Origin of the sequence: Vibrio clamense (genome assembly GCF_050337905.1) — a bacterium.
Classification (GTDB): Bacteria; Pseudomonadota; Gammaproteobacteria; order Enterobacterales; family Vibrionaceae; genus Vibrio; species Vibrio cortegadensis.
Genome location: NZ_JAKJTJ010000023.1, coordinates 68,633 through 83,148, shown reverse-complemented (window position 1 = coordinate 83,148; position 14,516 = coordinate 68,633). Strand labels below are relative to the sequence as shown.

Sequence of the window (14,516 nt, the reverse complement as noted above, 5' to 3'; positions counted from 1 at the left end):
TAATGGTAAGAGGGAATGACCGTTATATTTGTGCTTTGAATTCACTAATGCTTTTCCACCTTGAGGGATAATCGAAATCAAATGGATGAACTACAATGATGACAACGGTTTTAGAGCAAAAGTGATTCAGCTCACACTATGGTTTTTTAGTAAATGTAAGCCATATAGCGAATGATTTTTGTCCCCCTACGAAAAAGTGACTCTAAAGTTACTATTCATAATAACTAGGAAGGAATTGGATAATGTCTTCAGCATTTTACCAACAGATTCAAAATCAAATTGAAGAAGTGAAAAATGATGGTTTATACAAATCAGAACGTATCATCACTTCAGCACAAAAAGCGTCAGTTTCTATCTCAACAGGCCAAGAAGTACTGAACTTTTGTGCTAATAACTACCTTGGTTTAGCTAACCACCCAGCCCTCATCGAAGCAGCAAAAGGCGGCATGGATGAGCACGGTTTCGGTATGGCGTCTGTTCGCTTTATCTGTGGTACTCAAGACTCACATAAAGTGCTAGAAGAAAAACTGTCTACTTTCCTAGGCAAAGAAGACACGATCTTATACACATCTTGTTTTGATGCTAACGCGGGTCTATTTGAGACTATTTTAGGCAAAGAAGATGCAATCATCTCAGATGCACTAAACCACGCTTCTATCATTGATGGCGTTCGTCTTTGTAAAGCGATGCGTTTCCGTTACGCGAACAACAACATGGAAGAACTTGAAGCGCAATTAATTGCAGCAAAAGAAGCGGGTGCTCGCCATACACTTATCGTAACTGATGGTGTGTTCTCTATGGACGGTGTGGTTGCGAACCTTCCAGCTATCTGTGACCTAGCGGATAAATACGAAGCACTTGTGATGGTAGATGACTCTCACGCAGTTGGCTTCATGGGCGAAAATGGCGCGGGTACTCACGAACACCACGACGTTATCGACCGTATCGATATTATTACTGGTACGCTAGGAAAAGCAATGGGTGGCGCATCAGGCGGTTACACATCAGGTAAGAAAGAGGTGATCGACTGGTTACGTCAGCGTTCTCGTCCGTACCTATTCTCAAACTCTGTTGCTCCTGCAATTGTTTCTGCTTCAATTCGTGTGCTTGATCTGCTTGCTGAATCTGGCGACCTACGCACTCAACTGTGGGAAAATTCTGCACACTTCCGTACTCGTATGGAAGCTGCTGGTTTCACTATGGGCGGTGCTGATCACGCTATCATTCCAATCATGTTAGGCGACGCAAAATTAGCAGCTGAATTCGCAGAGCGTGCGTTAGAAAAAGATATCTACGTTGTCGCGTTCTCTTTCCCTGTTGTGCCAAAAGGCCAAGCTCGTATTCGTACACAAATGTCGGCTGCTCATACTCGTGAACAGTTAGATCGTGCCATTGATGCCTTTATCCAAGTAGGTAAAGACATGGAGATCATCGCTTAATCAGGCGAGAGGAATAATTATGAAGATTAAAGCACTATCAAAACTAAAGCCTGAAGAAGGCATTTGGATGACCGAGGTTGAGAAACCTGAAATGGGTCATAATGATATTCTTATCCGTATTAAGAAAACGGCAATTTGTGGTACAGACGTACATATTTACAACTGGGATGAATGGTCACAGAAGACGATTCCTGTACCTATGGTTGTGGGTCATGAATACGTAGGTGAAGTGGTCGGCATTGGCCAAGAAGTTCGCGGTTTCGAAATTGGTGATCGTGTATCTGGCGAAGGTCATATTACATGTGGTCACTGTCGTAACTGCCGTGGCGGTCGTACTCACCTTTGTCGTAATACTACGGGTGTTGGTGTGAACCGTACTGGTGCGTTCTCTGAATTCCTTGTGATCCCTGCATTCAATGCATTTAAGATCCCGGCTGAAATTTCAGATGATCTAGCGTCTATTTTTGACCCGTTTGGTAACGCAGTACACACTGCATTGTCATTCGATTTGGTTGGTGAAGATGTGCTGATCACCGGCGCTGGCCCAATTGGTATCATGGCAGCTGCGGTTGCGAAACACGCAGGTGCTCGCCATGTGGTGATCACAGATGTGAACGAATACCGCTTAGAGTTGGCTCAAAAAATGGGTGTCACTCGCGCAGTAAACGTTATGAACGAAAAACTTGAAGATGTGATGGCTGATCTAGGCATGACGGAAGGTTTTGATGTTGGTATGGAAATGTCAGGTAACCCATCTGCATTTAACAGCATGCTGACGAACATGAATCACGGCGGTAAGATTGCGTTGCTAGGTATTCCACCATCAGATATGTGCATCGATTGGAACCAAGTGATTTTCAAAGGCTTGGTGATCAAAGGCATTTACGGTCGTGAAATGTTCGAAACGTGGTACAAAATGGCTTCTTTGATTCAATCTGGCCTAGATCTAACACCAATCATCACGCACCACTTCAAGATTGATGACTTCCAAAAAGGCTTTGACGCTATGCGTAGCGGGCTTTCAGGCAAAGTTATCCTTGATTGGGAATAGATGATTTCCAGCTTTAAATAGTAAAAGGCGACAGGTAAAACTGTCGCCTTTTTTGCGTTTTAACCGAGGAAAACTGACTGAAAATGATAAGTGCCGCCACTTTGTCGTCACTAATTTTCAAGAGGGTTAAGGTGAACCGCTTGTATTAAATGTTTCAGGACCACTTACAGTAATGTCTAAAACCTCTTGATGTAAAGCAGAGGAAATAGGCACACTTCGATTTTTCTTACCTTTTGTCTCCGCGTAGATCAGTTTGAATTGTAGTGATCAACTGAAATTGGCCACGTGCTTAGAGTTTAACCAGAACAATCGTTCTGACTCGTTGGGTGTCAGCCCTCCATTATATTTATGGGGTCTGACCTGACAGTAATACTGAATTACGTAGCGAGTCATTTCTTGTTGAGCTTCATAAAGCCATTTTGTCTTCAAACTTCTAAAGAAACGCTCCATTAGTGCATATCCCCGCAATTTCCTCGTCGAAATAAGCTTTGCTTCATCTGGAAACACCACAGTAATTGGCGGCATTTTCTGTCTGTATCGTGAGTTGCAGGATCAAAGTAGGGGAGGAACGCTAAGCTAACTCATTTTAGAACGGTTGTTCATAAATTGAGTGGAAATAGTGTTTTGGTAAAGATTAACAGTATAAAACATGAAAAATAATATTCATTAAAATCAAATGGATAGTATTTGTACGTACCAATCTTGAACGAATGTTCAAATAAGTTATTGAACGATCGTTCTTTATTGTTTATAGTTCATTCCATCAATGAGGGCGCAGTGCTCCTCAGCAGAGTTCTTCTCTAATGGAGATGAGCCTTACTTTTTAAATAGTTAATCTTCGGAGTTATAATAATGAGTGATTTTAAATTTCACACAGTCGAAACAGCACCAGAAAAAAGTAAATCAATGTTAGAAGGTGCGGTTAAGCAAATGGGCTCAATTCCCGGTTTATACGCAGTGATGGCTGAATCCCCGGAGACTCTGAAGGCATACCAGCAACTTCATCAGCAGTTCACTAACACTTCATTTGATGCAGAAGAGTTAACGGTTGTGTGGCAAACCATCAATGTAGAACATGAATGTAAGTTTTGTGTTCCGGCGCATACTGCTATCGCACACTCAATGAAAGTTGATCCGGCATTGACAGAAGCGCTACGTAATCAAGAAGCAATGCCAACTGAAAAACTGCAAGCGCTGCATGATTTTACACTGTCTGTAGTTCGTGAGCGCGGTAATGTCTCGGATGAAGAGATGAACGCATTCTTTGCTGCTGGTTACGGTCAGCAACAAGTGCTTGAAGTGATCCTTGGTTTATCTCAAAAAGTGATCAGCAATTACGTGAACCACGTAGCGAAAACACCGGTAGACCCAATGTTTGAGCAATTTGCTTGGACTAAATAAGGTAATAACACTAGGGCTTGTTGACTTTTCGTAGGGTAAATCACTAGGCGTTGATATGGCGTTTGGTTTTAGTTGATGGGTTCATTGGAATAATGATAAGACGGAATGCAGGTAGACTGTGTTCCGTTTTTTTATTGCGTTTTAGTAAGATAAATCAACGATAAAAACAATAGAGCCCAACATGAAGGCCAGGCTAATATTATGTAAGTAAAATCGGCTTTATTTAAAAGGACCACTGACAAAAATGTCATCAATGAACCGTTCAACAACGTCGAACTCATTGGTCGCACGAGCAAAGGTTCTTAGGCCGATAATTTGTACCTGAATATAACAAGCAAGTTCAACAGGATCTTTATCCGAATGGATTTCGCCATTGTGGATAGCCGTTTTCATACTTTCTACCAAGGTTGTTTGAATACGACCGAGTAATTCAGTTACCACCGCGAATAGTTCTGGGTTATCCGCTTCAGTCAATTCTGACACGGACTTTACTAACATACACATCCCACTTGGTGCGGAATCGCGGTTGCTAAGAATAATTTTGCGGATAAACGTTTTCAAGCCATCAATTTGAGAATCGCTGTTCGCCATACTTTCTGCGAGTGTTTTACCATCATCTTGCGCATAGCGTTGGATCGCCTCAATGAAGAGGTTATCTTTACTTCCGAATGCGGCGTAAATACTGCCAGAGCGCATGTCGAGTGCTTCTTGAAGCGTGCGCATGGATGTGCCGTGATACCCTTTCGCCCAATAGAGATCTTTTGCCTTTGTGATTACATCGTCACGATCAAATTGTGCTTTTCTACTCATGGTGCTGCCTCATGGATTCGTTGATGCTTGCTGATTTGCGCAAACCAGTAAGCTCGCGCTAATTGTTAATCAAGTTGATTGACTAATTCACTTAAGAATTGTTTGTAGTTCTCAACTGGGTGTGCACCTGTGACGGCCGACTCACGATTAAAAACAACCGTAGGAACGCCAGATACACCATTTTGTTGCCAAATTGCTTCTTGCGTGCGTATTTCTTCTTTAAGCTCTGGTTTAGTTAGCCAAGTCATTCCCTCTTCAGCATCTAAACCGACAGCAATCAACTCTGCTCTTAAGACTGAGTGATCAGATACGTCTTTTTGTTCACTGAAAAACGCATGAAATAGTCGCAGTTTGAGTTCCGTTTGTTTGCCTTTGGTTTTTGCATAGTCGAGTAATACATGGGCTTCTAATGTATTGACCATTTTCATGTCATCAAAATAATTAAATTCGAAACCGTGTTCTGCTCCCGCCTGTGCAATACGAGTGCGCGCTTGAGTGCTCTCTTCTGGGCTCGATCCGTATTTTCTTTTTACGTGATCGCGCAAGTTTTCACCTTCTGCGGGCATATCAGGATTGAGTTCAAAGGGAAGCCATTCAATATCGACTTTATCCGCAATATTTAACTCTTGGATAGCCGCTTGTAGGTTGTTGTAGCCAATGATACACCAAGGGCAAACCACGTCAGAGATAATGTCTAGTTTAATTTTATTGTTCATAACACATCACTTATTCTTTACAATTCAAATGTGAACGATCGTTCAATTTTGGGGTTATCATGTCACTTTTTAATCCAAAAGAGAAGTAATAATGTAACCGAAAGATTAGCTGCGCTTAATGCTGCGTCTTCTGATTTCGGGCTTAAGTAGGATAAGCAATAATGCCATTTTAAACTATGCGCTTGATGCATAGTATTATCCTAAATATATCATTAGTACCCTATTCCTATCCTCTTTAGACTGCGCGCTCTATTTTTAGCAAAGATTGGGCAGCCCCTTGTTAACACAACACTTTATAAAGAAGAGCTTAACGTCACAGGCTCTTTTCGCTCAATTGGCCCGTATGGTTATGGTGCTTGCTATTATTCTAGTCGCCGTTCATCAATGCCAACCGTTAATGGACGTATTGGTTGATCAAGCCGTTAATGCGGGATGTCACCAAGGCGTAATAGAAAGTGAGCACCATAACCATGATCATAGCCGACTTATTCAATCAAACAAATTGAGCAGAACCAGCCAAAGCACGCAGAACGGTGAACAAAACTCGAACTTACCACATAACGGATTGGTGACAACGTTCAGTTCTATTGTGTTCAAGTCGAATACCGCGCATATATTCCATGTCGGGGATAGCCGAATTTATAGGTTCAGGGGAGGAGACTCACACTATTAACTGGTGATCACCAACGTATGAGCTGCGGAACTTCGGGGTATCTAACGCGTGCGTTGGGCATCGATAATAGGCTTGACGTGGATTACCAATCCCTCAGCTTAGAGGCCGGTGATTTTTTCCTTCTGACTACTGATGGTGTGCATGACTACCTACCTCAAGATCAAATAGCAGCACGGCTTGAAAAAGGAGATCACAACCCAGAAAAAACGGCTCAAACCTTATGCCAAGAAGCGCTCAATTCAAATAGCCAAGATAATGCGATGAGTCTGATTGTCAGCGTAACTGAACTCCCAATGAAGTCGGCTATCGATATACATAAAAAGACGCTTGATTGTGCGATTCCCTCAGCGCTGAAAGTGAATAACACCATCGATGGTTTCAAGGTGGTCAATATTTTGAATGAGAGCAGTCGAAGCTATGTGTACGAGGTCATCGAGAAGGGAACTGGTGATCGGTTGTGGAATGGCTATTACTCGTTGGATAATTTTTGATATGGATATGAACTTGGTACGGAGAGTGCGGGGGATAAATGACTAATCTGGTCGATCTTTTCGATGGGTAATTAGAGATAAATATACGGAAAACCTTAAGCAGTCATCCCATTAGTTTTAACGTGACAATGTTATTACATTTTTGAGATAGATCACGTAAACTACGCGCTTATTTTTTCGTCCAATTATCAGGTGAATTATGATTCGTCTCAACCAAGTAAAATTACCGCTGGATCACAGTGAAAATGCACTACAAGGTTATGTATTAAAAGCATTATCTTTAACTGAACAACAACTGGTTGATATCCATGTATTCAAACGTGGTTATGATGCACGAAAAAAGAACCAAATTACGCTGATCTACACGCTAGATGTTACTTTGCAAAATGTGGATGAAGACAAACTGTTAGAAGGGTTTGCTGAAGATCCAAATGTACGTGTCTCTCCAGATACAGAATACAAATACGTTGCGAATGCACCAGCGAACTTGACTGAGCGTCCAATCGTGATTGGTATGGGACCATGTGGATTATTTGTGGCACTAATTTTAGCGCAAATGGGTTTCAAACCGATTGTATTAGAACGCGGAAAATCAGTACATGAACGCGCAAAAGATACATTCCGTTTTTGGCGTACTAGCAAACTGAATACAGAGTCTAACGTTCAGTTTGGTGAAGGCGGTGCGGGTACATTCTCTGACGGTAAGTTATACAGCCAAGTGAAAGATCCAGGCTTTTTAGGCTTAAAAGTGAAGCAAGAGTTTGTACTTGCGGGTGCTCCTTCTGAAATTATCTATGTAAGCAAACCACATATTGGTACTTACAAGTTAGTGACTATGGTTGAGAAAATGCGCCGTAAAATCATCGAACTTGGTGGTGAAATCCGTTTTGAAACTCGTGTGGAAGAGATCAACATCGAAGGTTCGGGCGATGCAAGAAAAGTAACAGGCGTGACTTTAAACGGTGGCGAAGTGATAAGCAGTAACCATGTCGTGGCTGCCATCGGGCACAGTGCTCGTGATACTTTCCAAATGCTGCACGACAAAGAAGTTCACTTAGAAGCGCAATCTTTCTCGATCGGTTTCCGTATTGAACATAAGCAAGAGATGATCGACCAAGCTCGCTTTGGTAAAAACGCAGGTCACCCACTGTTAGGCGCGGCAGACTATAAACTTGTTCACCACTGTAAAAATGGTCGTTCAGTATATAGCTTCTGTATGTGTCCGGGCGGTGTAGTTGTTGCTGCGACCTCTGAAGAGCATGCGGTTGTAACTAATGGCATGAGCCAATATTCACGTAGTGAACGTAATGCGAACAGTGCGATTGTGGTGGGTGTTTCTCCTGAAGATTTTGATAACGATCCACTACAAGGCGTTGCACTGCAGCGTAAACTTGAGCGAAATGCTTACATCATGGGTGGCAGCAACTACGATGCACCTGCACAAATGGTGGGTGATTTCTTAGCTGCGGGTAAAGGTAAACCTTTTGAAGCGGTGGAGCCATCTTACAAGCCAAACGTGAAAATGACCGATCTAACGGATTCATTACCAGATTTTGCAATTGAAGCTATTCGTGAAGCATTGCCTGCATTCGCTAAGAAAATTCGTGGGTTCGACAGTAAAGACGCAATGCTGACTGGAGTAGAAACACGTACTTCATCTCCAGTGCAGATCAAACGAGGCAAAGATTTCCAAAGTATTAATACTCAAGGTCTTTACCCTGGTGGTGAAGGTGCTGGTTACGCTGGTGGTATTTTATCCGCTGGCATTGACGGTATTAAGATTGCAGAAGCTGTGGCTCTAGATATGTTGAAAGGTGTAGAAGCTTAAGACCTTAATAGAGGCTTAAGATAACAATCGAAGCCAAAAAGCAGCCGATAATATCAATGATGATAGTATCGACCTTCATCAAAGGGATCCTTGTCTAGGATCCCTTTTTAATGAATTTTAAACATGACTGGTGATTTGCTCTTGTGGTTCTTCACACACGTATATCCCGTCGCGACCTGAGTGTTTTACCTGAAACAGAGCGTCGTCTGCGATACGTAGTAAATCTTCAAAATCGTGACTGGTCGAGGCGTTTACAATGCCAATACTGATGGTCGTAGAGAGTTTATCTGCTACTGTTGAGTAGTCTAAATGCTTAATTAACTGGTTGAGTTGTTGGCAAAAATCGTAAACCTCTGAAGGTTTCCAACCAATCGTGCCAATGACAAACTCTTCGCCGCCCCAACGAGCAATGAAACAATCTTCCTGTATATATGGTTTGAGAGATTGACCAATTTTTCTTAACACTTCATCGCCTATGATGTGGCCGAAGTTGTCATTAATCCTTTTAAAGTGATCGATATCGAGCATCACGATAGAGAAGTTCTTTTCGATGCTATTAGTTTCGATGCTATTAGTTTTGATGTTATTAGCTTTGGTGCTAGGTGATTCGATACCACTTGGGTCGATTGTATTTCGAATCCAGTCATCAAATGCACGGCGATTAGGTAAGGTCGTTAGTTGATCCTCTTCTGCCTGTTTCTTAAATGCAGTCGCTTGCACTTGTAGCGCTTTTGTTTTTTGCTCTATTTCATAGGTGAGTCTCATTTCAGATTTCTGTAATAGGCTAACACGCCATTGGAATGAGAGAGCAATCATAAGAATAAACCCGGCAAAAATAGATAATTGAATACTCGCTCTTTGCCACCAGTGAGGCAGGATAGTAAATGAATAACTGGCTTCGTTTAGCATACTTTGGTGGTAGGAATAGTAGGCGTTGACAACAAACCTGTACTCGCCCGGAGCTAAGTTTGTATACTCAGATATTCCTTGGGAGCCACGTTCTATCCAATCAGAATCGAGCCCTTCGAGTTTTGTTTTGTAGCGAATATGCTGAGATGATTGAAAACCTAGTCCAACAAAGTTAAAGACGACTCTCTGTGTACCTGCTGGCAAGATAGAGGCTTTTTCATCTGATAGATCAAGTTCATGTTGATCACTGATGACGCTTTCGATAACCGTTGGAAACGTAGGCGTAACTAACTGCTTGAATCGTTGTGGGTGAGTCACTGTCACGCCAAGCGCAGAAGCAAACCAAAGTTGACCAGAAGAGTCGATCGTAGCTGCTGGGTTTGAGCCACCATTGAGCTGCGCACTTGCCATACCATCTAGTTCGTTGTAATGCTCAAATGTCAGTGTCTCAGCCGTTCCATCCGCGATTGCGTTGGCATCATGTTGGGATATTCGCCAAATTCCTCGATTTGACGTTAACCAAAAATAATCGTTGGAGTCAGCGAGAACTTGGAAGAGTTTATCGATGGGCAGTCCATGTCTTTTGCCGACTAAGCTTAAATCTTTATCAGAGAATCGATAGCGAATTAAACCACGATCTGTTGTCATCCACATTTGGTTTTCTTCTGCATAGAAACCGAAAACGTATTGCGCTTTATCAAGAGGGTCGAGGTCTAAAGTTGCGACGATGTTATTCTCGATAATGGCGACTCCAACCCCAGTACCAACCCATACTCGCCCAAGAGTATCGGTGGATAATGCCATGATATAGTTGTCAGGTAGACCATCTTGAGTAGTAAATAGTTTATAGCTTCCATCAGGTGAGTATTTAACTAGCCCTGCTGTAGTTCCTACCCATAGTTCGTCTTCTGAAGTTTCCAGAACGGAACGGATCTGTTTCGTCGGTAAAGAAGGTAAGAAGTGAGGTTGTAATATTCCTTGATCAAAGAGATATAGACCTTTTGAGTAAGTCCCTACCCAAGCTCCACCTGCTGATCTTGACGCTAGGCTCAGTACTGATAGTTGTTTTTGAGCCATTTGGCTGCTTGAATTAGGACTGTATTTGGTAACTTTGTCACCTTCAATCACGCTGAGGCCATTGCTCGTTCCCGCAATGATTTTACCAGAACCGTTTGCGAGTACGGTACGAACGTAATTGCCAGATAACCCCTTGGACTGATCCCAAGTGTTAAATGGAGCTTTCCGTAAACGAGTTAACCCACCGTTTGTCCCAATCCAAATGGACTTCTCACGATCCTGATAAAGTGAAAGAACATGGTTATGGGATAAACCTTGTTGTTCAGAAAAAGATGATATTTGCTGGTTGAAGTAGTGAAAAACGCCCTGGCTGCGAGTACCAAACCACAGCTCTTTTTGCTCGTCGATCATGACTTTAGTTACGATCGAACGATTCAATGCTTCATGTATTCGGGAAAGACGGCCATCTTTATATTGCCATGCGCCATTTTTTCCGCCCAAGATAATAGTACCTTGATCATCTTCAACCGCTGAGTAAACGGTGGTATTACCGAGCCCACTAGACTCACTGACATTTTCGACGGCCTTGCCAGAGATGATATACAACCCGCGACTTGTTGAGGCTAGCAGATCCCCATTTTTACGAAAGGACAGTTGGTAAACGGTGAGGTTAGGAAGGATGAGTTGATTATCAGCATTAGCCTCTGCTCTGAAAATAAGTCCTTCAGAACTAAGACCAATCCATATTCCACCGTCGGGTTGTTTAATGACGGCGTTGATTAGATTTTTAATAGTTGGTAGTGAAGACCAGTGATAAGCCTCTCGATAGACGAGCCCTCCACGAGCGCCTCCTGCCAATAATCCTCCAGACGTATCTGAATATAATGCTCGTACGCCAGAATCGACTAATCCACTTTCAGAACCGCGGGTGAAATGTTTGAACTCTTGTCCGTTAAATCGAGCGATGCCTTCCCATGTGGCAAACCATAAATAGCCATCATCAGTCTGAGTGATTGCGTTGATACTGTTATGGGGTAATCCATCTCGACTTGTCCAATTTTCGTATTGGTACTCATCAAGAATCATCGCGGATGAAGAAAACACACTGCCGAGAGAAAACACGACAAACATCATCATCGAAAGAGTGCGAGCAGTCAGTAAACGAATAAGCATATAATCTATCAATGTATTAATTCTCTAATCCCACAGAATAGAGTAATGCTTATAGTCACTCAATTATTGGTGCTCTTTTTTTTTATAAAATAGTAATAAGGTGAAGTAGCACACTGTTTTGGTGTGTTACTGATGAGTAGTCTCATTTATAAGAAAGTCAATAAACGTTATGCTGTCCAATGTGTGACTCTGGTTCAATCCTTGGTTGTAACATCGCAGTTTTCTAATGAGCTAATGAGCTAATGAGCTAATGGGTTATTGAGTGTGAGTGATTAATGTTAATGATGCAAATTATTCGTCAATAAAGAAGTTCGTCTTTGAAATGCTTAAAAGGTCGCGCGGTCAGCCATACATAGGGTGAATAAATACCGGAAAGTAATTAGACAAAAATAAAGCCTGCCAAATAGGCAGGCTCTAAAAAATAGGGTTAAATCTCAGTGTATGCGGTCACCGTTTTAATTGTTCGGTTACTCTTCGCTTAGTTCACTGATGGGTAGCCAAATAACTTTCACTCCGGACTGTAAAAACATATCTTGGCTAATCTTGATTTTATCACCCCAGCGAGATAGAAAGTCTTCTGACTGCTCAGGACAATAAACTGCAGTAATGCCTGTTTGAATGATTTTCGCCGCGCAGTTTGGGCATGGAAAGTGCGTTACCCATATATCACACATGTCTAAATCACGTTTAGCAAAAAGGATGGCATTCTCTTCTGCGTGTAGTGTTTTCAGCAATTTCATTTCACGATCGTCTGTTTCAGCACTGTCTGAAATGCCATGAGGGTATCCATTAAAGCCGACAGAGACGATACGATTGTGTTTTGTGATCACAGCGCCCACTTGTGTTGATGGATCTTTACTCCATGAACCAACGAGTTCAGCCATCTGAAAAAAACGTTTTGCCCATTTCGATATCATTGTGTTTGCCTTTATTGTTGCGTGAATACGCTTCTAACTTATTGAATCATCATACATCAAAGTTAGACTATTCTCAGCTTTGACCCAAATAATTCTGTCACATGATATTGAATGAGTTGGGCAAAGTTCAATTTTGGCTGATTAATATAAATAGGCCTTCGATCACTTATGTGTTTTGAAGACCGCGACGGCATTATCCATCTCCGTTGCTTGAGATGACACCGTGTTTACCTCGGTGAGACACTGCTGGGCAGAGTGCATGTTGTTATCTGAGATAGTGTTGAGCTCTGTAATGGATTCGCTCACTTGATTCATCACAATCCCTTGCTCTTCAATCGCAGAGGCAATACGTTCAGAGTTGGCTTGTATCGAGCCCATATCATTGATGATTTGTTGCAAACTATTGTCTAATTGCTCTGACGCGGCGAGGGTTTCGTGCCCTTGGGTATTGCATTGTTCGATATCGGCAACAACTGTCGACATCTGACTCTGAATTGCAGAGACCACATTGGTTATCTCTTCCGTTGATTGATGAGTTCGGCTGGCCAACGCTCGCACTTCATCAGCTACCACAGCAAATCCACGCCCTTGTTCGCCCGCTCGTGCGGCTTCAATAGCGGCATTTAAGGCTAATAGGTTAGTTTGCTCTGCAATTTCTTGGATGATGTGAACCGCTCCACCGATTTTATCGACATGACTATTGAGTGAACCGATGGATTGTTGACTGCTCGATAGTGTTGAAGAGAGTTGCCCAATGTTCGTAACGGTTGATTCAACCACTACACGTCCATTTTCGGCATTACCTGCTGCCTGTTGTACCCCTTCAACGGCGATCGTTGTACTTTCTGAAATCTCATTGATGGTTGCGACCATCTCTTGCACTGCCGTTGCCATGGTTGTGGTGTGATCGGCTTGAACATTGAATTGCTCAATGACCTCTTCTAATTGGCCTTGCATGTTATTCGTGCTGCTGGTCAATTGGTGAGATTTTTCTTGAGAGCCAGAGACCAGGTCCTCGATCTTGTCGAGTAGGGTATTGAAGTGAAGTCCGACTGAAACCAATTCATCTTTTCCTTTTAAATCGGCTCTCATTCCAATGTCGTTGGTTTCAGATATACGTCGAATAACCAATAGTAACCGTTGAACCTGGGTATTAATCGAGCGAGATATTTGCCAGATAAATAGGATGATAATGAGTAAGACTGAACCGCTAATGATATTTTTTATGGTGTTAAGAGAGTTGGTTTGAGAGTTAGATTCAGTCGTTAACGCTTTCGAAAACGCTTTAAATTGCTCCTCAACAGCATGTGAGAGTGCACGAGTGTCTCCAAGTAAACCTGTATTGTATTTTAGGCCGACCACTATTTTTTGAGCGATTAATTGTTGTGCGTTTTTACGTAGCTGCGCTGAGTTAATACCAACTAGGAAAGAGCCATCGAACTCTCCGTGCAGTACCTTAGTATTAAAATGGATCAGATTTAGCAATTGCTCTCCAGTTGCTTGGCTCTCTACGCTTTCTAGTTCTTGTGAAAATTGACCAAGTAGGCCCGTATCTTCCTGTAATCCAAGAACTGTTTGTGCATGGACTAACTTTTCAAATCCTGCTTGGTATTTGAGAATATCTTGGCGTAATTGACTACTCGAAGGGAGGTTTTGCTGAGTTAAAATTGAGGTGAGATCGTCTTCCAAACTCAGGAATGTATTAATATTCTTTGAAAACTTATCGAGGTATTTGAGATCGTGTCGAAGTAAAAAATCTTTTTCATTTCGCCTTAAGTTGAGTAAGCGAATTTCTAGCTTATCAACAAGCTTAGCGGCTTGGGTTAACTCATTGGAAGTCCGAACGAAACTGTTGGTTGCAAAAAGTAAGGAAAGAACGCCTAAAATAGCGATAACACCTAACAGGTATAGCTTTTGCTTTATGCTCATCATACTTCCTTGCTCTTATAAATTCATATTTAATGCATCGCACTCATAGGTCTCACCATATAGTAAGATTAATTGAGTTTATTATTATTAATGTTACAAATTTATGACAAACAAACGTCACAATAATGACAGTTGTAACTAACAGTATGATAGATAAGAATA

Annotated in this window: 11 protein-coding genes and 1 pseudogene; 6 read left to right on the top strand and 6 right to left on the bottom strand. The window is 42.1% G+C overall.

Features of this window, described 5'->3' with window-relative positions; all coding sequences use genetic code 11:
• Positions 1-242 precede the first annotated feature (242 nt).
• Together L4C39_RS11370 and tdh are read left to right on the top strand one after the other, a co-directional pair.
• The gene (locus tag L4C39_RS11370) at positions 243-1,439 is read left to right on the top strand and encodes a glycine C-acetyltransferase (protein ID WP_113798314.1); all 1,197 of its coding nucleotides are present in this window, start codon (positions 243-245) and stop codon (positions 1,437-1,439) included.
• A gap of 19 nt (positions 1,440-1,458) precedes the next feature.
• Entirely contained in the window at positions 1,459-2,490 is a 1,032-nt protein-coding gene (gene tdh / locus L4C39_RS11365; RefSeq protein ID WP_429745977.1) for an L-threonine 3-dehydrogenase, read from the top strand.
• Positions 2,491-2,757: 267 nt separating this feature from the next.
• On the opposite strand, the pseudogene L4C39_RS11360 reads toward tdh, so the two are convergent.
• A pseudogene (locus L4C39_RS11360) lies at positions 2,758-3,044 on the bottom strand (integrase core domain-containing protein); the annotation flags it as partial.
• Positions 3,045-3,342: 298 nt separating this feature from the next.
• On the opposite strand from L4C39_RS11360, the gene L4C39_RS11355 reads away from it, so the two are divergent.
• Positions 3,343-3,891, top strand: a complete 549-nt coding sequence (locus L4C39_RS11355; protein ID WP_113798298.1) for a carboxymuconolactone decarboxylase family protein — start codon at positions 3,343-3,345, stop codon at positions 3,889-3,891.
• A gap of 219 nt (positions 3,892-4,110) precedes the next feature.
• Here L4C39_RS11355 and L4C39_RS11350 read toward each other — a convergent pair whose 3' ends face one another.
• Both L4C39_RS11350 and L4C39_RS11345 read right to left on the bottom strand, forming a co-directional pair.
• Positions 4,111-4,701 carry a TetR/AcrR family transcriptional regulator gene (locus tag L4C39_RS11350; RefSeq protein ID WP_113798296.1) on the bottom strand — a complete coding sequence of 197 codons (591 nt, stop codon included), beginning with the start codon at positions 4,699-4,701 and terminating at the stop codon, positions 4,111-4,113.
• Between the two features lie 65 nt (positions 4,702-4,766).
• Positions 4,767-5,417 carry a DsbA family oxidoreductase gene (locus L4C39_RS11345; protein ID WP_113798294.1) on the bottom strand — a complete coding sequence of 217 codons (651 nt, stop codon included), beginning with the start codon at positions 5,415-5,417 and terminating at the stop codon, positions 4,767-4,769.
• 277 nt (positions 5,418-5,694) lie between these two features.
• Between L4C39_RS11345 and L4C39_RS11340 the strand changes: the two genes are divergently transcribed.
• The 3 genes from L4C39_RS11340 to L4C39_RS11330 all read left to right on the top strand — a co-directional run bounded on the left by L4C39_RS11340 (position 5,695) and on the right by L4C39_RS11330 (position 8,409).
• Positions 5,695-6,090 (top strand): hypothetical protein, encoded by a 396-nt coding sequence (locus L4C39_RS11340; protein WP_429745974.1) that lies wholly within the window; start codon positions 5,695-5,697, stop codon positions 6,088-6,090.
• A 17-nt stretch (positions 6,091-6,107) separates the two neighbouring features.
• The gene (locus L4C39_RS11335; RefSeq protein WP_429745972.1) at positions 6,108-6,581 is read left to right on the top strand and encodes a PP2C family protein-serine/threonine phosphatase; all 474 of its coding nucleotides are present in this window, start codon (positions 6,108-6,110) and stop codon (positions 6,579-6,581) included.
• Between the two features lie 199 nt (positions 6,582-6,780).
• Complete coding sequence (locus L4C39_RS11330; RefSeq protein WP_429745970.1) at positions 6,781-8,409, top strand: NAD(P)/FAD-dependent oxidoreductase; 1,629 nt, start codon at positions 6,781-6,783, stop codon at positions 8,407-8,409.
• A gap of 117 nt (positions 8,410-8,526) precedes the next feature.
• On the opposite strand, the gene L4C39_RS11325 is transcribed toward L4C39_RS11330, so the two are convergent.
• The 3 genes from L4C39_RS11325 to L4C39_RS11315 form a co-directional block, all read right to left on the bottom strand.
• Complete coding sequence (locus L4C39_RS11325; protein ID WP_429745968.1) at positions 8,527-11,508, bottom strand: ligand-binding sensor domain-containing protein; 2,982 nt, start codon at positions 11,506-11,508, stop codon at positions 8,527-8,529.
• A gap of 467 nt (positions 11,509-11,975) precedes the next feature.
• Positions 11,976-12,425, bottom strand: coding sequence for a dCMP deaminase family protein (locus L4C39_RS11320; RefSeq protein WP_017053469.1), 450 nt, complete (start codon positions 12,423-12,425; stop codon positions 11,976-11,978).
• 162 nt (positions 12,426-12,587) lie between these two features.
• Positions 12,588-14,354: a methyl-accepting chemotaxis protein gene (locus L4C39_RS11315; protein WP_429746153.1), complete on the bottom strand. Its 1,767-nt coding sequence runs from the start codon at positions 14,352-14,354 to the stop codon at positions 12,588-12,590.
• Positions 14,355-14,516 lie beyond the last annotated feature (162 nt).

Bases quoted from the DNA above. Each gene is read 5' to 3' on its own strand.
- L4C39_RS11325 (WP_429745968.1), bottom strand. From the start codon at position 11,508: ATGCTTATTCGTTTACTGACTGCTCGCACTCTTTCGATGATGATGTTT.
- tdh (WP_429745977.1), top strand. From the start codon at position 1,459: ATGAAGATTAAAGCACTATCAAAACTAAAGCCTGAAGAAGGCATTTGG.
- L4C39_RS11345 (WP_113798294.1), bottom strand. From the start codon at position 5,417: ATGAACAATAAAATTAAACTAGACATTATCTCTGACGTGGTTTGCCCT.
- L4C39_RS11335 (WP_429745972.1), top strand. From the start codon at position 6,108: ATGAGCTGCGGAACTTCGGGGTATCTAACGCGTGCGTTGGGCATCGAT.
- L4C39_RS11330 (WP_429745970.1), top strand. From the start codon at position 6,781: ATGATTCGTCTCAACCAAGTAAAATTACCGCTGGATCACAGTGAAAAT.
- L4C39_RS11355 (WP_113798298.1), top strand. From the start codon at position 3,343: ATGAGTGATTTTAAATTTCACACAGTCGAAACAGCACCAGAAAAAAGT.
- L4C39_RS11320 (WP_017053469.1), bottom strand. From the start codon at position 12,425: ATGATATCGAAATGGGCAAAACGTTTTTTTCAGATGGCTGAACTCGTT.
- L4C39_RS11370 (WP_113798314.1), top strand. From the start codon at position 243: ATGTCTTCAGCATTTTACCAACAGATTCAAAATCAAATTGAAGAAGTG.
- L4C39_RS11350 (WP_113798296.1), bottom strand. From the start codon at position 4,701: ATGAGTAGAAAAGCACAATTTGATCGTGACGATGTAATCACAAAGGCA.
- L4C39_RS11315 (WP_429746153.1), bottom strand. From the start codon at position 14,354: ATGAGCATAAAGCAAAAGCTATACCTGTTAGGTGTTATCGCTATTTTA.